This is a genomic window from Bacillus cereus group sp. MG20, from assembly GCF_040459885.1.
Lineage (GTDB): Bacteria > Bacillota > Bacilli > Bacillales > Bacillaceae_G > Bacillus_A > Bacillus_A cereus.
The window spans coordinates 4400866-4424396 of sequence record NZ_JARVHF010000001.1 but is presented as its reverse complement, the minus strand read 5'-3'; the positions used below and the strand labels follow the sequence as shown (position 1 = coordinate 4424396).

Below are 23531 nucleotides of genomic sequence, written 5' to 3'. Positions count from 1 at the left end.
CTTATCCTTTTTCTTTCATACTTTGCAAGTTGTCTCATCATGGTGAAATTCACCATCTATTTCTACTTGAATGGTGACATGTTCTACATGAAACTTCTCCTTTAATACATCCGTAGCCTCTTTTAAAACACTTTGCGTTTCATTACCTTTAATAATCAAGTGGCAAGTTAATACTTGAAAATCCGATGTGACAGACCATATGTGCAAATCATGAACTTCTTTGACAATCGGAATATTTAATAATGTACTTTTTACCTCTTCAACATTTATGTGCTGTGGTGCACCTTCCATTAATATATGAACCGTATCACGTGTTACACGCCATCCACTAATAATGACTAAAATAGACACAAGAATACTAGCAATCGCATCTGCAGCAGTCCATCCGAAAAATTTAATAAGTAACGCAGCAATAATCGCTCCGACGGAACCCAATAGATCGCCTAGTACGTGCAGGAAAGCACTTCTTAAATTCAAATTACCTTTCACATCTCCGCCTCTCATTAATATCCAAGCTGATAAAATATTAATAAGCAGACCAAGGACTGCAATAATGAGCATCCCATTACTAGCAATCTCAACTGGTTCTTTAAAACGACGGATTGCTTCAATAAAAATGTATACCGAAATGACAATTAGAACGACACCGTTACATAATGCTGCTAACATTTCGACTCGCTTATATCCATATGTTTTCACAGTTGTTGCTGTTTTTTCTCCGAGCTTAAACGCAAGTAAACTTAAAGCTAAAGATACTGCATCACTTAGCATATGCCCCGCGTCAGATAGTAGTGCTAAGCTATTTGTTACAAATCCACCAACAACTTCTGCAATCATAAAACTTGTTGTTAGTAAGAAGGCAATTAGTAACGCCTTTTTATTTTTTGAATGACCATGATTATGCGAATGTCCCATACTTATACTCCTTTAAGTACAATATCTGTATGTTAGTATGAAACAAACTCCCCATCTTTATCCCGAATTGACTGATTGTAAACGCCCGCTTCCTCTGTATACACACTTCGCTACTTTTTAAACAATCCCTTTTTCTCAAATAAAACAAGACTACTTCTTTTTTATTTTCATATTGTTTACTAATGAAAGATTTTTTAAGGAGGTTACTTAAATGAAACGTTTATTTCTCTGTATGGAACGTGAACTTGTTGTAGTGAAAGAACAATATGATAACTATGAAACGACTTATCACTTACAAAATATGCAACCTACCTGTATCGCTGTTGATCCGCTCCACCCAAACCGTGTATATTGCGGAACATTTGGACGAGGTTTATGGTTAAGCGATGATGGTGGGGATTCTTGGCGACCAATTGGGGATTCCTATCGTTACTTTGATTTTCCTAAAGAAGATGGTATTTTGTACTCCTCTATCACTTCCATAACAATAAGCTCAAATGAACAAGCGAACGGATATGGGGTCGTTTATGTCGGCACAGAACCGAGTGCTTTATTTCGCTCTGAAAATGGTGGTGAAACGTGGACTGAACTTAAAAATATGAAATCATTATTATCTTCTTATACGTGGGCTTTCCCGCCTAGACCTTTTACCCATCACGTACGCTGGATTACAGTTGATCCAAACAACCCTAATACAATACACGTTTCAATCGAAGCTGGTGCTGTTATTCAAAGTAATGATAAAGGGCATACATGGATTGATAAAAAATTCGGTGCTCCTATCGATGCTCATCAATTACTTATGCACCCTGAAGCACCAAATCGTCTTTATGCATCATGTGGTGACGGATTTATGGGCGGACCTGATCGTGCTTATCTTGAAAGTTATAACAATGGAAACAGCTGGATCTCATGTAGTGAAGGACTTGAACATCATTATTTATACAGCATGGCAATTGATCCAGCTGATTGTAATACGATTCTAGTTTCTGCCGCGCCAAGTGCTGATCTGGCTCATCACCGTATCCCTTATGAATCTTATATTTATCGAAAAACGAAAGATACTCCGTTCCAGCAAGTACAACAAGGACTACCATCTGCAATCGGTACAGTCATTTCGATGTTTGCGACAAACAAGGCTGAACCACATACGTTTTACACGTTAAATAACAATGGCGTCTTTCAATCCAATGATAGCGGCGAATCGTGGGAACAACTAAATATTCCGTGGAAAGATGAATATAAAACGCAGCATCCGCATGCATTGCTCGTTACTAGTTCTTAACGAAAAAAAGACTGCCTAAATGGTTTTAGGCAGTCTCTCTTTTATTTCTTTAAATCAATGACAATATCATCTAACACAATATCTTTACTCTTCGCTTCTTTTTTCGGCACTTCTATTTTCTTCTCTTTCCCATTCACATACTCTATTCCACCATGATTTTCAGGTGTATGTACTCGCAAGTGCACGCGAGGTGTAACGATAAGCTTTGTTGCATTTTCGTTTAGTTTTTGGAAGGTGGCACTCCAACTACTTTTATGTGGCTCTGCTACTGTACTACTTCCGCCATTTCCTTCACCAGTATAATGATTTCCTAAATCATCTTTTATTTCTAACTCAACATCCGCACTATCCCATATACTTCTTAACGCCTTAGATTCTTCCTGATTGAAAAAAATGATAAAGGACATCGGGGTTACTTCCATTTTGTTTATATTTACTTTTATTAATTCATTTTCAGAAACCCCATTAACCTTTACTTCCTTACTATCCATTGCTTTTAGACTAAGTGCGAAATTCCAGTTCCCCTTTATTACATTACCTTCATAATCCAACTCAATTGCCTCTATATCCCACCAAACATTTGCAACATCTAGCCTTTCATTACTATGACCACTCATCGTAATCATACCTACATATTTTCCCTCTCCAACTTTTGTAACGCTCGAACCACCTCCCCCACCATTAAAGCCCTTAACTTGCGGACTACCAAATAGGAACGGTTTCTCACCTAAATCTTTATCACTCTCAATAGAATAAGTAATTGTGATTGTTCTACCATCGAACACAGCATCATTAATTGTAACCTTAACTCCATTACTCTCTCTCGTCATATTCAACTCAGTCGAAAACTCTTTATAATTTTCATATAACCCCGTTCTACCATTATCTAAAAATCGGAATATGTCACCTACAATTGGCAATCCCCCGGCATATGTAGGAAATCCGATACCAAGAGTTGCAACTGATAAGCCTACTAAAATAGATGCAGCAGCGACACCTTTTTTCCAACTTTTCATCTTTTTCTTCGTACGTATCGATTGTTTTACATTTCGTTTTACTTTTTCCTTTTCAATTTCAGAAGTCTCAATTTCCTCTAGTTCTTTTTCATCTATTTCAATATCATTTAATAGTTCATAAATGTCTTTCATATTACACTACCTCCAAAACTAATATTCGTAGCATTTTGTTGTAGTTTCTTTTTCCCCCGGTACACTCGATTATCAATTGCTGCCCGAGTTAATCCTAACTTGTCACCTATTTCCTCTGTCTTCATACCAAGTAAATATTTCATAATGAACACCTTTCGATCTAGCGGTTCTAATTGATTAATGAGCTTCAATAATTCTTCCCTATCTTCCATAACGATTAATTCGTCTTCTGCTGATTTTTCTGTACTGATATGAAACTCATCTGAAATGATTTCTACTTTTTTAGTCGATTTCCGGTAATAATCAATTGCTTTAAACTTCGCAATCGCTGCAATCCACTTTTTAAAATCGCTCGGCTCTCCATGAAATTTATTTGCGTTATTCCAAATGGAAAGAAATATATCGTTTATACATTCCTCTATGAGTCCATCATTTTGAATTGGAAGTAGAACTTTATGCGTGATTCCCTTTATGAGTGGTAAGTATGTATCGACAACAAATTCTAACGCGTCTTCTTTTTGCCGTTGTAATCTTTTTATAAAATTTTTCTCATTTGATTTCATGTAGCGATTCCCCTTATTGTTTTGTAAAAGCTTTTACACCCTATATAACGTCTGAGAAAATTTTTTCTCTCATCTTTTTTATTTTTTGTATGTAATGGAATACTTTTCGTTAGCCATTGTCTCACATAACTATGCGTTCAAAGAAAATTTTCTCAAGTCTACATTTTGGTTCATGTAGTACACTATTTATATAGTCATTCTTTAACTTGGTGTATATTTTATTTCGTTAATCTACTATTTTAAATTAGGAGATGAGATATGTATGTGTGGAATTACAGGTTGGGTAGATTGGAAAGAAGACCTTTCAAATCAACATGTTATTTTAAAAAAGATGGCAAATAGTATTCAGCATCGTGGTCCGGATGCTGAAGGATTTTGGTTTTCACCTCATGCGGCCTTTGCACACCGGCGTTTAATTGTAATTGATCCAGAAGGCGGGACACAGCCGAAGACATTCCGTGCTGGTGATTATACGTATGCTCTTACTTATAATGGAGAAATTTATAATTTCCGGGAACTTAAAGAGCAGCTTCAAAAATGTGGGCATGCATTTGAAACCCATTCAGATACAGAAGTATTACTGCATGCTTATTTAGAGTGGAAAGAAGACTGCGTACGACATTTAAACGGAATTTTCGCTTTTGCCTTATGGGATGATCAGAAGCAACAATTGTTTTTAGCACGAGATCATTTAGGTGTAAAACCACTCTTTTTTACAGAAAGAAATGGCAGTATTATTTTCGGCTCTGAAATTAAAGCATTATTAGCGCATCCATCTGTCCCTGCTGAAATTGATGCGGATGGAATAAATGAAGTATTTGGATTAGGCTTATTTCGCACTCCAGGATGTGGCGTCTTTAAAAATATTCAAGAAGTACGTGCTGGACATTCTATAACATTTACACGTCATAAAAAAGTAGTTACGAAGTATTGGAATTTAGAAAGTAAGTTCCATACAGACTCTATAGAAGATACATCTTCGCATATTTTATCTATTTTACAAGATACAGTAAAAAGACAATTAATTGCCGATGTTCCTCTCGTTTGTATGTTATCAGGCGGATTAGACTCTAGCGGTATTACTGCACTTGCGGGTAAAGAATTTGCTGCTGAAAATAAAATACTTCATACGTATTCTGTTGACTTTGTAAATAGCGCAAAAGACTTCGAACTGACATTTGCTCGCACTGGTTTAGATGCACCTTGGGTAAAACGCGTTTCTGAACATGTCGGGACAGCGCATCATGATATTATTGTGAATGCTGAAGAATTAGCAAATCAATTATTCGTTCCCCTTCATGCAAAAGATTTACCGAGTGCTGGTGAAATGGAAACTTCACTATATTTACTATTTTGCGAAATGAAAAAAGATGCGACCGTAGCTTTATCCGGCGAATCGGCTGATGAAGTATTCGGTGGATATCCTTGGTTTCATCAAGAAGAACTACTATATGTAGATAAGTTTCCTTGGCTAACAAATTGGAAAAATACATCTCCTCTTCTACTAAATGAAGTAAGTAACCAATGTAATCTAGAAGACTATATTGATACACGATTCCAAGAGGCGATACTTGAAGTACCTACTCTTGAAGGCGAAAGTAAAAAATCCGCGAAACAACGTCAAATGTTTTATTTATTTTTAACACGATTCCTTCCTTTCTTACTTGACCGTAAAGATCGCATGAGTATGGCTGTTGGATTTGAAGTTCGTGTACCGTTTTGTGATTATAGATTAGTTGAATATTTATGGAATGTTCCTTTCAACATAAAAAGTATTGATAATATTGAAAAAGGCATTTTACGTAGAGCACTACAACCAGCTTTACCTGACGATGTACGCAATAGAAGAAAAAGCGCTTATCCAACTTCACAAGATCCACTCTACTTACAAACAATCCGTAATTTAACACTTGATATGTGTAACAATAAAAACAATCCTATTTTCTCACTTATTAACCATTCCATCTTACTTTCAATTGCTGATCAAAGTAATAAAGAGATTAACAATTTTGAGGCAAGAAGTGCCATGGAGTATATGCTACAAGTAAATGAATGGTTGAAAACATATCACATCCATATTGCTTAACAAAAAGGAGTTCAAGGATAAAAACCTTGAACTCCTTTTATATTAATTAGCACATTGTTTATTATCAGTATCAATAGACCATCCAATAATCGTGGCACAGTCTCTACCTTTCCACTGCAGTACATTTGTTAATACGGGCTCAATCTGCAAGCTATTTCCGTCGTGTAATATTTCTACTAAAGATTGATCATCATCAAACCTTCGTTTGTCACACTCTAAAATACCGTCCGTTGCCATTACAATGTGATTCATTCCTTTTTCTAATCCTCTTACACCTGACGTAAAGCAAGGTGTATTTGCTGCAAAAATATTTTTCCTGCCAATATATTCGTAATTCTTCCGTTTATTTAATCGTCCTTTTCCATTTTTCGTTTTCTCAGAATGGAATAAATACGCGAAACAATCACCAACTGATAACCAATATAAAAATTCGCCTTTTCGTAAACAAATTAAGCAAGCGAGTTCCTCATCATCTTGATCACACTTTTTAATAAATAACTCATCTGTAAATAACGCTAATAGGTACATATGTGTATGATGGAAAGCTAAATGTATTGGATATGAGAATAACTCTTTTAGTTTTTCTTTTCTTTCCGAAATCGCTTCTATTATATAATCTATATTTTTTGTTTTGTGATGTGTATCAAAAATCATAACAAATTCAAATTGTAATTCAGGATCCCACCAAGCCAGCACCGCATCTCCTCGTTCATATGCATCACTCTCTTGATTCCCCCCATATACGCCGACTGAAAGAGGACCACATTTTTCAACATGTATTTCATCTACATACATCTGTTCATGACTAATCCATTTGAATGTATTCACAGCTATCATCCTCTCTCTTGCTAAATGTATACCTTTACACATAGATTACCTTATATTTCAATAAAAATAAACTTTTTCAACATTTCTTATCCAAATAAAAGGATTTTATTTCTAAAACAACGAATATATCTTACTATACGATATAAAAAAGGGGATTTATTATTATGAACAACATTAATCAACATTGGGAGAGCATTTATTATCACTTACGATACGAATACGAGGACAACCTTTCCCACCAAGCAATTCGTATTTTACAAATCGTTTCTCGTGAGAAAGATATAACAATTGGAAAAGTAGCTACTGAGCTTAGTCTTTCTCATAACACAGCGTCTGAACACATAAAGCGCCTTATTCAAAAGGGCTTCATCATTAAAGAGCGAAATAAAAAAGATGAAAGAGTTGTAAACCTTACATTAACAATTGAAGGAATTGAAGGATTAGAAAAACATACTTTACTAGATAAAGAAAAGATAAAAATATTAGAATCACAGTTATCAAAAGAAGAACAACAATTAATTGAAAAAGCATTTTCGTTATTAGCGAAGGAGGCAAAATATGCATTTCCTCGTTAAAGTAATCGTTTCGGCACTTATTATCGGCGTTATCACTGAAGTCGCTAAACACTACAGTACGATAGGTGGCTTTATTGCTGCCCTTCCTCTCGTGAGTTTACTTAGTCTATTTTGGATTTCATTCGAAGGCGGAAATAAACAAGAATTGAGTCAATTTGCTTTAGGGGTATTATATGGATTCCCCGCATCAGCACTATTATTATTTATTGTCTATATTGGTTTAAAAAATTCATTTACACTTAGTACATCTGTCCTACTTGGTATAGGTGTTTGGTGTATCGTTTTTGCTTGTCAAAAATTATTTCAAGCTTAGGAGGAATTAACATTCATAAATTTGTAGAAATAATGGGGCAAAATATAGAAGTACATATAAAAGGAATTGGTAAACAAACTGTAGTCATTCAAACCGGAATGAGTTGCTCATTTTATGATTGGTTTCCTATTATAGAAAAGCTTTCAGAGCACTTTACAGTCGTTTCATACCATCGCCCAGGTTACGGGAAAAGTGATTTAGGCAATCAGCCACGTACAATAAGGCAAGTTACAAAAGAGCTACATATGTTACTAAACAAACTAGCTATTCAAGAGCCATTTATTCTAATCGGTCATTCCTATGGAGGATTATGTGCACAACATTTTGCAATGTTACATGAAGATAAGCTGCAAGCACTTATTTTAGTTGATTCTACTTCGATGAACTTACACCGTTTAGATGAACTTCATTTACCAATTTCTGATCAAACTGATTCTGATGATGTTTGGTTTCAAAAATATAATATATATTCCAAAATGGATGTAGACACACTTTATACTGAACTAAAACCTATGCTCACCGATCAATCAAAACAGCAAATTGAATTCTCTACCTCGCCTTCATTATATAAAGCGACAGCTTCTGAACTATCGGAGTGGAAAAACTGTGCTCTCTCACTAAAAGAGCTATGTAAAACATTAGAAATACCATTAATCGTTATCGGTAGAGATCCTCAATATTCTATTACTCAATTGACTAATGGCGGCATGCCTAAAGAGGAAGCAACACAACTTGAAGCAATGTGGCAAGAACTAATTCACGAACAATTACACCTCTCAACTAACAACCAATATATGCTTGCCGAACATGCTAGTCACGGTATAGAAAATGATCGACCAGATATTATTATTGAGGCGATTCATTTCTTACAAATAAAAAAAGGAAGCAACTAAAGCTGCTTCCTTACTTATCTATTCATAATCTTCTTCATCATCGATTTCTTCGTAATATGAACTTCCATTACTTACATATATAGGACCATTCGCAACATCAATACGTAGTACCCACGCCCATGGCACAGCTAAACGTTTATGTATCGCTCGCCAAAAGCTCATTGATTTTCTTTCGTACTCCTGGAACTCCTGAAGTAACTCTTTGTAGGAGGAACCGTCTAACTGAATATTTGCTTCTAACAAACGAGAATGGGCATAGTACTGTAACTCTAGTTCAGCAGCAATTTCCATTTCTTCTTCCGTTGCCATACCAATAATTGTTCCATCTTCTGGTGCAATTTCATATACGTTTTGAACTTCAATAAGCCCTTCTTTCTCTTTCTCAAACATGTAAACAGCCTCCTTTAACATATATTTTTTATGTTACAAAGTCATACTTCTACAATAACTTCTCTCTTTCCTCTTTTTTTGATAAACTTTTACAAAATATTTAACTGATGACCTGTTTTCTCTATTCTTTCAGCAGAAATGAAACGATTTTTATCAAAATTTAATTTATACACATCAGGCATATGAAGTGTTTTCCAAAACTCAAAATCATATTTCGAATTAAAATAATTCATGAGTAATACCATAATATTTCCATGCGTACCTATTACAATATTCTTACCTTCATATTGTTTTAATATATTTTGCATACATATTACAGCGCGCCTTTGTGCGACATCATTCGATTCTCCGCCTTCGTATGCAAAACTCCAATCTTCCCACACCTTCTGCATAGCATCATTAAAATTTGATACCGGCTCTGTGCTCAATAATCTTTCACGCAAATCTTCTTCTGTTTGTATTGATAATTTATATGTATGCGCAATTCCTTGTACAGTTTGGATTGCTCTTTTATACGGGCTAGAAATCACAACATCAATATGTTTATCTTTTAATAAGCGTGTTACATTCTCTGCATCTAAGTACCCTTTTTCAGATAAAGGTCGCTCCCGTTCTTCTTTTGTATAGGTAGAATGGGCATGGCGAACGAAATAGATTGTTGTCATTTATTCATCTCCTTTTTCCGTTTCTACTCAAATTCAATACATTACCATCAAATCCCTTTACCTTTATAATAAGTGCTTTCAATTTAAATGTTGATTTTCATATTAATAAAAGGGAAACACCCCATATGATGTTTCCCTCATTTAAAATAGACTACATTCAATTAAATACTTTATCAATTTTATTTCTATCGTATTCTAATATCCAATCATTATATGTATTATAAATATCCCTAATTGTATCAGGAGAGGTAGCTAATACATCACAACCTCTATCATCATAGACGTGAAATATAGTATTCTTGTTAACATTTATAAAATACACCCTATGAAAAATACTCGGTTTTATTCCCATATCTTGATTACAAATTGCTTTTAGCATAGGAATGTATGTAAAGTCAGAGATTTTACATTTCAAAGTATATCTATGTGTTTTATATGCTCCATCTTCATTTTCTTCTGGAAAAACATAAGGGATTGTATTTTTCTGTAACTTAAACAAATCGGACTTCTCTTTGACATACTTAGAAAAGATATTCAATTTCTGTTTGAAAATTTCACCGTTTGCATAGTCATTTACATCCACTACAATATAAATATCATCTTTTGTTGAATGTAAAGACTGAAATAAAGTAATCGTCCTTTTATAAACGCCTTCTAAATATAGACAATTTTCATAAATGTTATTACAATCATAGTCCACACCTAATCTAAAACGAATACCAATATCCCAATTATAAAATAGAGGTGGTCTAAGTTCTAAATTCGGAAACGTTTCAAGCATATACTCATTCAACCTCATCTCAATACCTACCTTTAATAGTATGTTGTTTACATAATAAAATTATTTTATTATAATTTATTTCTAAACTCTTCATCTGTTATAGCATCTTGAATAAAATAATTTATATTATTTCTCAGCTTTTGATATACAACTTGATCTTCTATATTGTTAAACATAATTACAACTTCTACTTTATTCCCTTTCTTATCTGTAGTATACAAGCTTTTTGTCAATACGAATGCGGTAGAACCACCTTTTTGCCCCGCAAATTCTAACTTACTATTATTAACTGTTCTTTTGAAAATATTCTCGATTTCTTCTTGCATTAATTTAGGAAAATAATTTCTACTATTTATTTTTTCCATTATACTCATATAATCTTTAGCGTTTGCACTCACTAATCGATCTGACCAAATTCGCTGAAATTCCATATCTACCTTTAATGGAATTTCACGTTTTTTCCATTCTTCTTCATCTTTCATCCATTCATGAATTTGTAACACATGTTTATTATACTCATCCTTTGACATGTTACGTATCATTTCTAATGATTGATTTTCTGGCTTATGAAGCTCTTTTTCTACATACCCTCTCATATATAGTGAAGCTGTATACGAAGAGAACTTATCATGACTAGTAAGCTCTAACTCTTTTATACTTTCATTTACTCTTTCTATTCCAAGCTTATCTAACAAATATGTTGTATTTGCGTTAGAACTATAATGAATCATTCCTTTAGCGACTTCTTCTAAAGCGATTTGTCCATTTTTCACTAATTCTCTCGCTTTGGCATCTTCTAACCAGTTAGGATGTGCTCCACCATCAGTATCTTTAACGTAATATTTTTCTAGCTCGTGCAATGAAATTTGTTCATCACGACTTATTTTTCCTTCTGACACTTGCTTAGCAAATTCAACTGCTATTACGATTTTTGCCGTACTCGCTAATGGCAATTTTTTATTTTCATTTATAGATGTTAATATCTCACCATTTTTTCTAATCAGTAATGAACATGTCTCAGCGTCTTTATGTTCTTTTATATAGGTTAATACGTAATCAGAATCTTTTTTTGACAAATAATACTTCATTATGACAAAGAAAGCTATAATTGCTACTATAATCACTCCTGCAACAATTCCTATAATCTTTAATATGTTCACAATATACCTCCTCTAACAAATTTCCTTCTATATCATAATTATACCGAAATAAATTACAAAATTATACAAAACAGAATAACTCTTCCTACACATAAAGAATTATTATTTTATTTCACACTGTATTGCACGAAAAAATCTCATGAATATGTCTAACATTCACATAACAAAAAAACATGCTTTCATGATGAGAGCATGTTTTGTGATATTCTTCACATTGTTTCGTTAAAAAATTATCTTTTTATTTACCATGATGTAACATTAAATCACTAAGTTCTTCTTCAATGTGATTTAATTTCGCAACGCCTTCTTTCCATTTATGAATATAACGTGAAACCCCAACGAAAAACAAAACAATAATTGTGGAAAGAATAATACCATATACGATTGCTACAGTACTCATAGTTACACTTCCTTATAATTAGTAATGTGGTTATTAGTTATATTTTTATTATAAACCTTTTTCTTTTAAAATACTTCAATTTCAACTTTTTGTAACAAAATTGATTTTTCTAATATTTCGTTCGTAAAAATGGCATATTTTTCACAAATTATACAAAACTTCACCATATGTACTATTACCATATGAGTTATATTATTAAATAGAATAAAGGGGATGATTACTATGACGACTTGGTTTATTGTAATGTTAGTTGTATTTGGAGCATTTAAAATTATCGTTTCTAGCCTTCCTAACACTGTTATTGAATCCATTATTAGCAAGTACGAAACACATCCAAAACTTGAAGAAGAGAATGTGACTATTACAATTCACGGAAATAACGTAGAAGGCGAACAGAAATCAAAAATTATTCATGATTTTAACGAAGGTTTATTTTTAGATCGCTATTATGCACCACCCCATAATGAAGGCACTCCTTTAATTATCCATGCAAAACGTGGTAAAAAAGATTTCACATTTTATATTTACAGTCATGAAGAGCATGTTGATGTTGTAAAACAATATAAAAAGAAGGTAGTTGCTTATAGTTTACGCTCTAAAAATCTTCAAAATAGTGATATGTTCGTGTCAGCTGATTTGTATAGTGATAATAAAGTTATTGAATTTTGACTAAAAAAGATAAGAGGCTTACTACATTCTATATGCAGCAAGCCTCTTTAAAGTTGTTTCAAATTATATCCATCTGCTTATGTAATGCTTAAAAAATGAATAATAAAGTTGTTTACTTCTTATTGAACTAACGCCCCCGTTAGTTTAAGTGTAACTCTTCACAATTATTTCATATTATATAGGTAAATAGAAAGATAATTTAGAATTTAGTTTATAGTTATAAAAATAAGTTATTTATATCCTTATAATTCTTCAAAAAGGAGAGTGTATGAAAAAGACTATTGTTTTTGTATTAACGATATTTATATTATTCCCAGGATTCGCAACACAAAGTTATGCGTTGTCAGATTCGAAATCTGAGGCAATACAAGCATTGCTAGATGATGCCCGTCGTACATCAGGTGTGCCTGGAATGTCAATCTCAATACTTGCTGATGGTGAAGTGTTCTACTTTTCTTCTGGGTATGCAGATCTTGAAAAGGGATTGTCTGCAAGTGAAAATACACTCTATGAGTTGGCCTCGGTGAGTAAAGCTTTTACTGGTATGGGGATTTTGCTATTGGAAGAGCAAGGGCTGCTATCAATGACTGACCCTATCCAAAAATATTTACCTTGGTTTACGTTAAAGTATCAAGGTAAACCTGTTGATATGCAAAACCTTACACTAAATAACTTTCTTCACCATACCAGCGGCCTAACAAATATTAGACATATCCAAAATATTCCACAAGGTAATACGCCTGATATGTTGCAAAAGACCGTGGAAAAGCTGGTAGATGCAGAATTGGCGTTCTCTCCCGGTGAACAATATAACTATGGAACCGTTAATTATGACGTATTGGGTTTGGTTATTGAGATTGTATCACGACAAAGCTATGAAGACTTTATGAAGGAACAGGTATTTATACCCTTAGGTCTTCACCAGACGTATGTTTATAAAGAAGATGCTCAAGCCACTGGACAGTTAGCACAGGGCTACCGTTCTTCCTTTTTTATAACAACTCCATTTAACGCTCCGGATTATGCTGGGAATAAACCTGCCGGCTATATCATTTCTAATACAAAAGATATGGCGCGTTGGATGGGCATACAAATGGGTATTGTGCAGGACATACCCGAAATATTTCACAGGGCTATCGAAAAATCACATAGGGGTGATATGTCTGTTTCGGCTGTCAATGATATGTATTATGCGGCAGGTTGGTCGGTAAACGCCGAACAAACGTTTATAGAACACACTGGGGGTAATCCAAATTTTAGTACCGAAGTAGCCATACTGCCAAATGAAAGAACAGCCATCTGCTTACTGAGCAACGGCGCAAATACCAATATAAACCTGGTACTAAAAGTTAAAAATATATTAAGCGGCAATCTAACTCAGTCATACGAGATAAGCGACACACAGCTTTTGGACATCATTTTGTCGTCTACCACAATTATTCTTTGCCTATTAGCCGTTCTGTTATTTTTCTTAGGATTAAGAAAAAGGAAAACGAATGAGCAGCAGCCAATGACAAAAAAGAGAACAATCGTAACAATTATTTTCCTAATCGCTACGATTGCCCAGTGTATAATGTTTTTTGCCTTCGATTGGTCAACGATACTTATTTGGCAAACATATAGTGTTCTTACAGCTTTAATTTCGTCAACATTATTAACAGCAAGCATTACTTGGTTTGTATATACTCACCGATTAGATGCCTCGGTCCGAAAATAAGTATAATGTTAAGTAAATAAATCCTAATTTATCGATATTTTTAATTTAAAAAACAGAAGACACTTCTCCTAGTTAAACCCACTTGCTATTTCTTCCACTAACCTGCCTCGTTAGTAGAAGAAGGATTTTTAAACAACTATATTATTTTTTAAATGACTTTATTGTAAATTAAACAACTTTATTATCTCTGTACATGATTTAGCTTAATGCTCATATATAAAAAGGAATCCATGGCATATGGATTCCTTTTTACTATTTACTGAAAAATAAGCTCTGTCTTCAAACTATCTTTCGGTAACAACCAGCCTTTTTTCTCTAAACTCGCCATTAATAATTCCCTTTGTTTTGTCGCAATACTTTCTTCATTTGTTTTAAATGACACTTCTATTACGAAGTCATCTTCTAATTTCCCAGTATTACTTAATGGCCAAATTTCAATATTTGCTTTTATGTTTTCAAACTCTCCTGTATATCGCTTCATTAATACAGGACCGTAAATACGGGAATTCTTTAACATCTCTTCTCCCCAATTTGTATACAACCATTTGTTCATTTTCCCTGGTAATTTTTCTATTAACATGTTTTGAGCAGCTTGTTCATTTGGTAAATCAAGTATCCCATATCCTTTAGCACTGTAACTTTTCTTATTTGAAATGCTTAATGTTTTCTTCTCAAATCCCCAATCTATTTCCGCCTCATAACTATCCGTATTACTATCGAATCCTTCTTTTTTAGCTACTTCTAGTGCATCTTGAATTACACCATTTTGAATAGGATATCTTTTTTTATATGTTAGTTCAAAATCTTTACTAAATTCTTTCTTTCGAATTCTAGCAAACCAACCTTCATCACTTAAACTTTTATTTGCAGTATCTAAAAATTGCACTTGTATTCTTTCATATTTTGTACCAGCCTGGAAATGTTCTAGCACCTCTTGCTTCATCTCTTTGTTATAACCTAATACTTGTTCTGGCTTTAATAATAACTTCACTTCAAAACTAGGTTTCATTGGACTAGCAGTAAACCCTTCCTTAACGTTATAAAGGAAACAACAAAAGAAAATGCTTACGAATACAAATACTTTTTTCATATACCTATCCCCTTTGTATTTTAAATGACTTCTATACGTTCCATTGCAAGTGAATATACATTTTCATATCCTGCTGTACTTAGCTTTTGTTGTAATCGATCTGTATCCTCTTTCAAAGCGTGTACTAGCACCGTATGTTCTGGTAATAATGTATTTAACATCTCTTTAACGTCTCTTATACTTTGGTGAACTTTATACGGAACTCGCTTCACCCTACATGTACTCCTTACAGGTTCTTTCATAACTCTTTCTGCAAAACTCCCTTTCGCAATGTGCCCAGTAAAAATAACGGCATTCCGCTTTTCATTCCGAAGCTGTTCATAGTATAACTGTGCTCGTTTCGTTTGCATATTCGCATCACTCATTACAACTATTCCGTAACTATTTTGCATACTAATGTCATTATCCATCACTATTATGTTTCTTTTTAGACTCTTCATAACCCATTTAAGTTCTTTATTATTTTTTATCCAATCTTTATATGCGAACATCTCTTCAAATCCAGCCAAGATTTCTTTATCTACTATAAGAGGAAATTCTTTATATCGTTCATATAAATACAATACTATATCTTGCGCCCTACCAAGTTGTGGCAGCGGTAATAATGCTATTCCTTTATTTTGCATAACTCGTTCAATTTCTGCACATAGTTCGTTTACACGTTCATTTTGCGAAACATCATCTGTGTGATAAGCGGCATCCACAATTGCGACTTTTATATTGTGGCCCAATTTCTCAGGTAAATTAGCTCGTAGTATATTAGACTCTGCTGAATAGTCGCCTGAATAAAATACGTATGTATTATACATATCAACTAAAAACCAAACAGCTCCCAATACATGCCCACTATATCCCCATTGAAACCGCAATGTAGGAGTAATTTGTACCCATTCATTTGGATTGCTAATCTCATCAATACATACATAATTTAAATCTTTTATGTGTTGGTCGCTATAAGGTAAATCCCACCCTTGCATCACATTATAGTTTCTCCATTTTTCATAATATAACGGCAGTTGCTCCTTCGTATAACGAGTCGTCCAAATTTTTTTCTTATAGCCATACTTCGCTAATAAAGGTAAACCCATCGTATGATCTTCATGAATATGTGATAAAAATACCGCATCTAAAAATGGAACAGCTTCTCTCTCTATTTTTGGATAACTATCCTCATAAGATCGATTAATACCACAATCAAATACTATTTTCGTCTCTTTATTTTTTACAAAATAGCAGGAGCGACCGTACTCTCCAGCTCCTCCCCATACTTCTACTCTCATCATGCTACCCCTTTTCGCTTTTGCTCCATATGTTGCAGCAGTAATAAGCACATTGTTGTAAGTCCAACAGAAACAACGGCCATCGCCATGCCTATAGATACTTCACCCTGTTCAAATTGAGCAAAAATAAACGTTGCTGACGTTTCTACTGATGGAGGTAATACGAGAAGCGATGCTACTAACTCTCTTATCGAAATTGTAAATGTCATCGCCCATCCAGCAAGAATGCCTGGGATAATAAGAGGCATTATTATTTTTCTAAAAATATAAATATAATTTCCAGAAAAAACACTTCCTGCCTGCATGAGAGAATCATCAATTTGTCCGAGTGATGATTTTACATATTGCACCGTGTAAGGTAAAAACAGAACAACATACGTTACGATAACCATGATTGGTGTATTGTAAATTGACATAGGCATATATGGTGAATTCCAAAATAGAATAAGACCTACAACCATAACGATTCCTGGTACCATATTCGGTAACATACCGCACATATCAAGCCATTTTTCAGAGGTTTTTTTCCCCTTTCGAATCATAAGTGCCAAAAAGACTCCAATCATTACCGCGATAATCGCTGTTACGAGTGAAAAAAGAAAACTATTCCATAAAGCCTCTAATCCCGGAGATCCTATTGTAAACAATGCCTCATAATGGCTTGTTGTAAAGTTATTTACATGTAAACCGCCGCCTCTTAATTTTGACAAAGAAGCAATAAGTATAGAAAAGTATGGAATTCCAATTGATACTATTAATAAACCAATTACATACATCCATGCTACAACGCGCGTAAATATAGACAAAGTATATCTTTTAGATTTCACACCTTTTCCACTAACCATTGCATATGAATACTTTCGATTCAATACATTTTGCATATACCAAATAAGCATACAAGCACTAAGTAATAAAGAAGATAATGCTGTTGCACTACTAAAATCAATTGGCCAACTCGAAATAAATTTATGGATTTCTGATGTTAACACGTGGAATCCTATTCTACGTCCGAATGTAGCCGGTGTTCCAAATTCAGCAATCGTCTTTACGAAAATGAGTAAAGCACCCATTACATAACTTGATACTAATAACGGCAATATTATTTTTCTTAAACGATAGAAAAAACTTCCGCCATGAACTGCTGCAGCTTCTTCTTTACTACTCCCAATCTGAAGTAACGTGTTTTTCAGCATGAAATAAAGGAATGGGAATAAATGCAGACTCATAATTAAGACCATACCTCCTAAACTAAAAAACGATGATGAAACTGTCTTTAGCATCGGAAAAAATTGTTCAAAATAGCCGTTAGGTTGCATGAACAAAATCCAGCCCATTGATCCAATATACGGCGGTGTCATAAATGGAATCATAAAAACAATATCTAACTTACTATACTTTCCTACATCTGTTTTGCTCATAATAAACGCCAATGGAAATGCAAATATTGTAGCTCCTATTACAACGAGTACACCTAGAAGCAGCGAATTCAGAAAAATCCCAGCTAATCCACCACTCTGTATCACTTCAAAAGGCTTTAAAAAGTTCCAACTGCTATTTTCATATATACTAGAAAATAAAATAAGAAAAAGGGGAATGACGATTAACATCGCCACAAGCAATAACGCTACCGTCATTCCAACTTGTCTTACTGATACGAATCGATTTACCATGGAATCACCATCTTATTGAAATACTTTCTTAAATTGTTTTCCTATTTCATCTTGCTCTTTCTCAACTGTTTTCCAATCAATATTTAATACTGGAATCTCTTCTACATTTGGTCTATTTTCAGCTTTTATATCTGTTCTACCAGGCAATAAATACGCTTTAGAAACTTGTTTTTGTACATCATCGGATAATAAATAATCAATAAACTCTTTTGCGCCTTCTACATTTTTACTATCCTTCATAATCCCCGCTGCGCGTGGACTAATAACTGTTCCGCTTTTTGGATATACGATATCAACAGGTTCACCCTTTGCTTTTGCGCTGTACGTCATATAATCAACACCCGCAATTACCATATCTTTCGCACCTGTTACAACTGGGTCTAACGCTTCCTGATTTGCTCCTGCTACTGTAACTTCATTTTTCTTAAGTTGTTCAAATAAATTCCATCCATCTTTTCCATTCTTTTTCACATATCCAGTTACAAAGTCTAAAGCTGAACCTGAAAGTGCTGGATCTGGAAGATTCACTTTTCCTTTCCATTCCCCTTTCGTTATATCGCTCCAATCTTCAGGCGCTGTCTTCACATTTTTTGTATTGTACACAATCCCTAATGCTGAAGCACTATACCCGAAATAATGTCCTTTATCATCTGACCATTCAGAACGCAGCTTATCAGCTTGTTTCGCTTCTTTATAAGCTAACGTTTGACCCTCTTTCTTTAATCCTTCCATCGCTGGGAATGATGCAAGTACGACTACATCAACGACTGGATTTTTCTTTTCAGCTTCCATTCTCGCTAAAATTTTACCAGTTGTCCCTTGAAACATTTCCACCTTTATACCAGTTTTCTTTTCAAAGTCTTTTTGAATTTTTTCTGCTAACCCTTTTGGCCCTGCACTATATACAACAATTTTCTTTTCAGTCGTATTTTTACTTTTTGCATCTGCATTGCCTGTCTTTGAACTACACCCTGTTACTACAGCCGAAAATAATAAAGTACATACAAATAAAGACTTAAGCGAACTGAATTTCTTCATATGATTCTCCCCCTATATGATGAATACATTTTTTTGGCACATATAACGATACTGGTTTACCGATGCTTAATTTACTATTGTGATAAGCTGTCCATATTCCGAGTGCCCCCATGTTTACTTTTATTTCATACCGTTCTCCTACATATGTAACGTGCTTAATTTCACCTGTATACATTTCGCACACTTCATTTTTCGTCCAGCTCACATGCTCTGGACGAACCATTTTTTTACCCTCTACAAGCCAATTCGCCTTACCAACAAATTTGGCAACAAATTCATGAGACGGTTTCACATAAATATCTTCCGGTGTTCCTTTTTGTAATACTTCTCCTTGTTTCATGACAATAATTTGGTCTGACATTGACATTGCTTCTGTTTGGTCGTGAGTGACATACAGTGCAGTTAAACCAATGGAATGAACGATATCCATAAGCTCTATTCTCATTTCTTCTCGCAAAATTGCATCGAGTGCACTTAGCGGTTCATCAAACAAAATAAAATGAGGTTTTGTTACAATTGCTCTAGCGAATGCGACACGTTGTTGCTGTCCACCAGAAAGTTCGTGTGGATACCTTTTCTCCATACCTTGCAGGCGAACTCGCTTTATCGCATCTTCTACTTTTTCTCGCAATTGATTTGTTTGCTTTGTAGCTCTTAAACCAAATGCAACATTTTCAAAAACAGTCATGTGCGGCCATAAAGCAAAATCTTGAAATACCATACCGATATTCCGTTCATGAGGAGATGTCTTTATCTTTTTTGCAGCAGAATACATGCACTGGTCTCCAAAATATATTTCTCCCTTATCCGGTTCTTCAAGCCCTGCTATCATTCTAAGTAAAGTCGTTTTCCCACACCCCGAAGGTCCTAAAAGTGTAGTAAATTCCCCTTGTTTCATTACAATCTGCAACGGCTTTAACGCCTGTATTTTTCCAAATGTCTTTTCTAATCCACTAATTGTAATATCCACCGTTTCACCTCTCTCACCTCATTCTTAACCTGCTTTCATTCTATATGGAAGATTTATACTGAATGTTAATGTACTGTAAAGATTAAATTAAAAAACTTCTAATAAACTATTTATTTCTATAGATTTTTTCTATAGTTAAAATAAAAAAGGCGGCAATTCATAATGAATCTCTTAAAATTAGAAATTGTAGTACTTATTAAGAAATACAAAAAGCTTACAATCGTTGCAGAAAAACTTGGCGTTAAACAACCAACTATTACATTTCATATAAAAAGCTTAGAAGAAGAACTCGGTGTATCTCTATTCGAATTACGTTCTGGAAGGTATTTCTTAACAGAGGCTGGTGAGGCTTTGCACCATTATGCTTGTAAAATAGATGCACTTATGAAAGAAGCCAGACGTGTCACGCAAGAGTTTAAAGATTTTCATAAAGGTGCTATAACAATCGGCGCTAGTTATGTACCAGCGACTTATCTTTTACCAGAAGTCGTTCATCAATTTCAATGTGAATTTCCCAATATAAAAATAACGCTACTAGTGAAAACAGCCCCTGAAATTCGAATGATGCTACAAAATCACGAAATCGATCTTGGGATAATTTCCGCTGCTCCATTTGATGAACCACTTTTAAAACAAACGAATATAATGCCCGATACACTTGTTCTTGCCTTTTCCAAAGAACATCATTTTTCAAAGAAAGACAATGTATCGTTACAAAATATCGAAAAGGAACGCATACTATTGCATCGTAATCCATCTACAACGAGAGATTTACTTACACAATGGACGTTGGCGCACAACATTACATTCCAATCTGAAATTGAATTAGACTCATTAGAAACGATGAAACAAATTTTAAAATATGGTAATGGAATTGCCTTTATTTCTAAACTTGCTATCGAACAAGAAATACAACGAAATGAGCTATGCTATATACCAATCCCTGAATTTGAATTTCAGCGTAACATTTATACGATTCATCATGAGGACAGATGGAATTCTAAAATCATTTCTTTTTTACTACATAGCATCACTTCATTTGCAACAAAAAATTAAAAGGCTGTCGTTATGCACGACAGCCTTTCAAACTATAAATCTATTTATTTTTCTTTGCCTCAATTTTTGCTTGCGCCTCTTCAGCCTTATCTAATGCTTCTGATACTTTCTTCTCTTTTTCTTTCACTTCATCTATACTATCGACAGCTTTAATAATTTTATCGATTCCTTCTTCTTCTACCTTTCTACGCTTTGCCACTCTTTCATTTACTTTCTCTTCCACATCTTTTGCTTTTTGAAGCATATTCTCTGCATTTGATGTTACAGCTTTTTCAAGTTCAGCATCTTTTTTCTTTTGTAACACTTCATTTGCAATGTCTTTCGCTTCTAAATACTTACCATCTTTTAATGCTGTTGCTCCGTGATCCATTTTCTCAGCAACTTCTTTATATGATTTCGCTTCATTTCCTGATTTCTCTTTTTCTGCTTTTTCGAACCACATTGTTGCATCACTATACTTTTCATCTTTCAATGATTGCATACCTGTTTCAATATATGTGTCATAATTGCTACATCCAGCCATTACGACTAATAGAAAAAGCATAACAAAACTTAATTTTTTCATGCTGTTGTCTCCTTTTCTTTGCAAGCTCACTTTACTTTAACATACATGAAAAAGAGTTTCAAAAACTAAAATACTAATTTAGTCATTTTTATAATGATAAGTCAAATTTTTATTATTTTCTTATTTTTAAGCGGACACATCTACTTGTTTTTTCGCCATATGTTGCTTTACTCCAACTAATACAACTAACAATAACCCTCCGCCTATTGTCATCATAACAATGCTAGTTGGCAACATATCTAATAGTAGTCCATATACAATCATACCAAGTGGTGCGATTGCAGTCGCAATTGTTTCAAGTAGGCCAAACACACGCCCTAGGTAGCTCGGATCTGTCGTTTTTTGCATATGTACTTGCATTGGAATGTTTACAATCATAATTGCTATACCAGTTAACATCATAAAAGCAATATAGTAAATAAAACTTGCTACTTTTGGAATGATAACTAACAACGGAAAGACTGTACATAAACTTAAACCTGCAAACAAAAACAGTCCAGTATAAATAGAACGAAACGGATTATTCACTTCTTTACGCACTGATAAAGCAATCGCTCCCATTAGCATCCCGACTGCTAACATTCCCTCTACAGTACCGAGTTGCTTTGAAGATAAATGCAATGTATGGACGATAATGTACGGAAGTGCAACTGTTAGACCACACGCAAAAAAGTTTACCCACAATGCTATTTTCATTAAACCATATATTTCACGTTGTCTTTTTACATATAAAAAACCTTCTTTTATACTCGTCAAGAAATGCTCTGTACTTTCAGCCACTTCTTTTTTATATAAATCAAATACGATAAATAATTGCAAAATAATCGCTAAAAAGAACGTAATGCTATTCAATAGGAAAAACGATTTAATTGAAAAGAAACCATATACAACTCCGCCAATAATCGGTCCTAAAATATTTGATAAAGAAGCCGCCGTTTGATTTAAAGCACTCGCTTTTTGAATACGTCCTTCATCTACTAAACTCGGAATAGACGAAGTTAATGCAACAGAATAAAAACTTGCACAAATTGATAATAATGCTGCTGAAATATAAATAAAAAGAAGTGATGGCCCAAATATAGTAGCAAGAATAAACATACTAAGCATCGTTAAACTACTTAATAAATCAGTACCAATGACAAGCCATTTTCGATTCACACGGTCTGCTACAGCACCAGCAATTGGGCCACAGATCATCCTTGGAAGTGATCCGCAAACGAGCGTAATTGCAAAACCCATCCCTGAACCAGTAGTCTTTAATACATATAACCCCATTGCGAACGTATAAATACCTGCGCCTAATAAAGACGTCATTTTTCCAATCATCATTAAAATGATATTTCTAGTTGCAATCTTCATTCTTGAATCATGTTTTCCTATACTTATATCTCCCATTTTTGACTCTCTCCCCTTAAAAGTTAAATTGTGTTAAACTTATTATATAATCAACTTTCCAATTTTCACAACAAAAAGT

The 23531-nt window shown here is 34.1% G+C and carries 25 protein-coding genes; 8 read left to right on the top strand and 17 right to left on the bottom strand.

Going from position 1 to position 23531, the window contains the following annotated elements:
* Nucleotides 1–15: 15 nt before the first annotated feature.
* On the bottom strand, nucleotides 16–915 hold the full coding sequence (locus QCI81_RS22795) for a cation diffusion facilitator family transporter (RefSeq protein ID WP_071730870.1): 900 nt from the start codon (nucleotides 913–915) through the stop codon (nucleotides 16–18).
* 211 nt (nucleotides 916–1126) lie between these two features.
* Here QCI81_RS22795 and QCI81_RS22790 point away from each other — a divergent pair, with 211 nt between their 5' ends.
* Entirely contained in the window at nucleotides 1127–2200 is a 1074-nt protein-coding gene (locus QCI81_RS22790) for a WD40/YVTN/BNR-like repeat-containing protein (protein ID WP_071730868.1), read from the top strand.
* A gap of 41 nt (nucleotides 2201–2241) precedes the next feature.
* Here QCI81_RS22790 and QCI81_RS22785 read toward each other — a convergent pair whose 3' ends face one another.
* Together QCI81_RS22785 and QCI81_RS22780 are read right to left on the bottom strand one after the other, a co-directional pair.
* Nucleotides 2242–3348, bottom strand: a complete 1107-nt coding sequence (locus QCI81_RS22785) for a DUF4179 domain-containing protein (RefSeq protein WP_071730866.1) — start codon at nucleotides 3346–3348, stop codon at nucleotides 2242–2244.
* Nucleotides 3345–3911 (bottom strand): sigma-70 family RNA polymerase sigma factor, encoded by a 567-nt coding sequence (locus tag QCI81_RS22780; RefSeq protein WP_353810894.1) that lies wholly within the window; start codon nucleotides 3909–3911, stop codon nucleotides 3345–3347. The genes QCI81_RS22785 and QCI81_RS22780 overlap by 4 nt, the downstream gene beginning before the upstream one ends.
* Before the next feature lie 262 nt (nucleotides 3912–4173).
* On the opposite strand from QCI81_RS22780, the gene asnB reads away from it, so the two are divergent.
* Nucleotides 4174–5997: an asparagine synthase (glutamine-hydrolyzing) gene (gene asnB, locus QCI81_RS22775; protein WP_071730862.1), complete on the top strand. Its 1824-nt coding sequence runs from the start codon at nucleotides 4174–4176 to the stop codon at nucleotides 5995–5997.
* Between the two features lie 42 nt (nucleotides 5998–6039).
* Here asnB and QCI81_RS22770 read toward each other — a convergent pair whose 3' ends face one another.
* Nucleotides 6040–6867 carry a PP2C family serine/threonine-protein phosphatase gene (locus tag QCI81_RS22770; RefSeq protein WP_002040904.1) on the bottom strand — a complete coding sequence of 276 codons (828 nt, stop codon included), beginning with the start codon at nucleotides 6865–6867 and terminating at the stop codon, nucleotides 6040–6042.
* A 122-nt stretch (nucleotides 6868–6989) separates the two neighbouring features.
* On the opposite strand from QCI81_RS22770, the gene QCI81_RS22765 reads away from it, so the two are divergent.
* Genes QCI81_RS22765 through QCI81_RS22755 form a run of 3 tightly spaced genes read left to right on the top strand, consistent with a single transcriptional unit; the run spans nucleotide 6990 to nucleotide 8606 of the window.
* A complete protein-coding gene (locus QCI81_RS22765; protein ID WP_063546992.1) occupies nucleotides 6990–7400 on the top strand; it encodes a MarR family winged helix-turn-helix transcriptional regulator in 411 nt (136 codons plus the stop codon).
* Nucleotides 7384–7713, top strand: a complete 330-nt coding sequence (locus tag QCI81_RS22760; protein WP_000545640.1) for a DUF3147 family protein — start codon at nucleotides 7384–7386, stop codon at nucleotides 7711–7713. Before QCI81_RS22765 ends, QCI81_RS22760 begins: the two co-directional genes overlap by 17 nt.
* Nucleotides 7674–8606 (top strand): alpha/beta fold hydrolase, encoded by a 933-nt coding sequence (locus tag QCI81_RS22755; protein WP_071730860.1) that lies wholly within the window; start codon nucleotides 7674–7676, stop codon nucleotides 8604–8606. The genes QCI81_RS22760 and QCI81_RS22755 overlap by 40 nt, the downstream gene beginning before the upstream one ends.
* Nucleotides 8607–8624: 18 nt before the next feature.
* On the opposite strand, the gene QCI81_RS22750 is transcribed toward QCI81_RS22755, so the two are convergent.
* The 6 genes from QCI81_RS22750 to QCI81_RS22725 form a co-directional block, all read right to left on the bottom strand.
* Nucleotides 8625–8996: a hypothetical protein gene (locus QCI81_RS22750; protein WP_000461779.1), complete on the bottom strand. Its 372-nt coding sequence runs from the start codon at nucleotides 8994–8996 to the stop codon at nucleotides 8625–8627.
* A gap of 89 nt (nucleotides 8997–9085) precedes the next feature.
* Nucleotides 9086–9661 (bottom strand): histidine phosphatase family protein, encoded by a 576-nt coding sequence (locus QCI81_RS22745; protein WP_071730858.1) that lies wholly within the window; start codon nucleotides 9659–9661, stop codon nucleotides 9086–9088.
* Nucleotides 9662–9818: 157 nt separating this feature from the next.
* A complete protein-coding gene (locus QCI81_RS22740) occupies nucleotides 9819–10442 on the bottom strand; it encodes a DUF3885 domain-containing protein (RefSeq protein ID WP_071730884.1) in 624 nt (207 codons plus the stop codon).
* 68 nt (nucleotides 10443–10510) lie between these two features.
* Entirely contained in the window at nucleotides 10511–11602 is a 1092-nt protein-coding gene (locus tag QCI81_RS22735) for a serine hydrolase (protein ID WP_071730856.1), read from the bottom strand.
* 238 nt (nucleotides 11603–11840) lie between these two features.
* On the bottom strand, nucleotides 11841–12002 hold the full coding sequence (locus QCI81_RS22730; RefSeq protein ID WP_000108701.1) for a hypothetical protein: 162 nt from the start codon (nucleotides 12000–12002) through the stop codon (nucleotides 11841–11843).
* 65 nt (nucleotides 12003–12067) lie between these two features.
* The gene (locus QCI81_RS22725) at nucleotides 12068–12184 is read right to left on the bottom strand and encodes a hypothetical protein (protein WP_002011946.1); all 117 of its coding nucleotides are present in this window, start codon (nucleotides 12182–12184) and stop codon (nucleotides 12068–12070) included.
* A gap of 40 nt (nucleotides 12185–12224) precedes the next feature.
* Here QCI81_RS22725 and QCI81_RS22720 point away from each other — a divergent pair, with 40 nt between their 5' ends.
* Nucleotides 12225–12671: a YfmQ family protein gene (locus QCI81_RS22720; protein WP_000214587.1), complete on the top strand. Its 447-nt coding sequence runs from the start codon at nucleotides 12225–12227 to the stop codon at nucleotides 12669–12671.
* Between the two features lie 268 nt (nucleotides 12672–12939).
* A complete protein-coding gene (locus QCI81_RS22715; RefSeq protein WP_071730854.1) occupies nucleotides 12940–14388 on the top strand; it encodes a serine hydrolase domain-containing protein in 1449 nt (482 codons plus the stop codon).
* A gap of 256 nt (nucleotides 14389–14644) precedes the next feature.
* On the opposite strand, the gene QCI81_RS22710 is transcribed toward QCI81_RS22715, so the two are convergent.
* The 5 genes from QCI81_RS22710 to QCI81_RS22690 are packed head-to-tail and all read right to left on the bottom strand — an operon-like array spanning nucleotide 14645 to nucleotide 20436.
* Nucleotides 14645–15478, bottom strand: a complete 834-nt coding sequence (locus QCI81_RS22710) for a hypothetical protein (protein WP_000755327.1) — start codon at nucleotides 15476–15478, stop codon at nucleotides 14645–14647.
* 20 nt (nucleotides 15479–15498) lie between these two features.
* The gene (locus QCI81_RS22705; protein WP_033692596.1) at nucleotides 15499–16761 is read right to left on the bottom strand and encodes an MBL fold metallo-hydrolase; all 1263 of its coding nucleotides are present in this window, start codon (nucleotides 16759–16761) and stop codon (nucleotides 15499–15501) included.
* Nucleotides 16758–18428 (bottom strand): ABC transporter permease, encoded by a 1671-nt coding sequence (locus tag QCI81_RS22700; protein ID WP_071730852.1) that lies wholly within the window; start codon nucleotides 18426–18428, stop codon nucleotides 16758–16760. Before QCI81_RS22700 ends, QCI81_RS22705 begins: the two co-directional genes overlap by 4 nt.
* A gap of 12 nt (nucleotides 18429–18440) precedes the next feature.
* Nucleotides 18441–19466 (bottom strand): ABC transporter substrate-binding protein, encoded by a 1026-nt coding sequence (locus QCI81_RS22695; protein WP_353810893.1) that lies wholly within the window; start codon nucleotides 19464–19466, stop codon nucleotides 18441–18443.
* Complete coding sequence (locus QCI81_RS22690) at nucleotides 19444–20436, bottom strand: ABC transporter ATP-binding protein (protein WP_023521622.1); 993 nt, start codon at nucleotides 20434–20436, stop codon at nucleotides 19444–19446. The genes QCI81_RS22695 and QCI81_RS22690 overlap by 23 nt, the downstream gene beginning before the upstream one ends.
* Before the next feature lie 162 nt (nucleotides 20437–20598).
* On the opposite strand from QCI81_RS22690, the gene QCI81_RS22685 reads away from it, so the two are divergent.
* Nucleotides 20599–21492 (top strand): LysR family transcriptional regulator, encoded by an 894-nt coding sequence (locus tag QCI81_RS22685; RefSeq protein ID WP_001050610.1) that lies wholly within the window; start codon nucleotides 20599–20601, stop codon nucleotides 21490–21492.
* 40 nt (nucleotides 21493–21532) lie between these two features.
* Here QCI81_RS22685 and QCI81_RS22680 read toward each other — a convergent pair whose 3' ends face one another.
* On the bottom strand, nucleotides 21533–22057 hold the full coding sequence (locus QCI81_RS22680) for a DUF4398 domain-containing protein (protein WP_000736436.1): 525 nt from the start codon (nucleotides 22055–22057) through the stop codon (nucleotides 21533–21535).
* Nucleotides 22058–22183: 126 nt separating this feature from the next.
* A complete protein-coding gene (locus QCI81_RS22675; protein ID WP_071730848.1) occupies nucleotides 22184–23452 on the bottom strand; it encodes an MFS transporter in 1269 nt (422 codons plus the stop codon).
* Nucleotides 23453–23531: the final 79 nt, after the last annotated feature.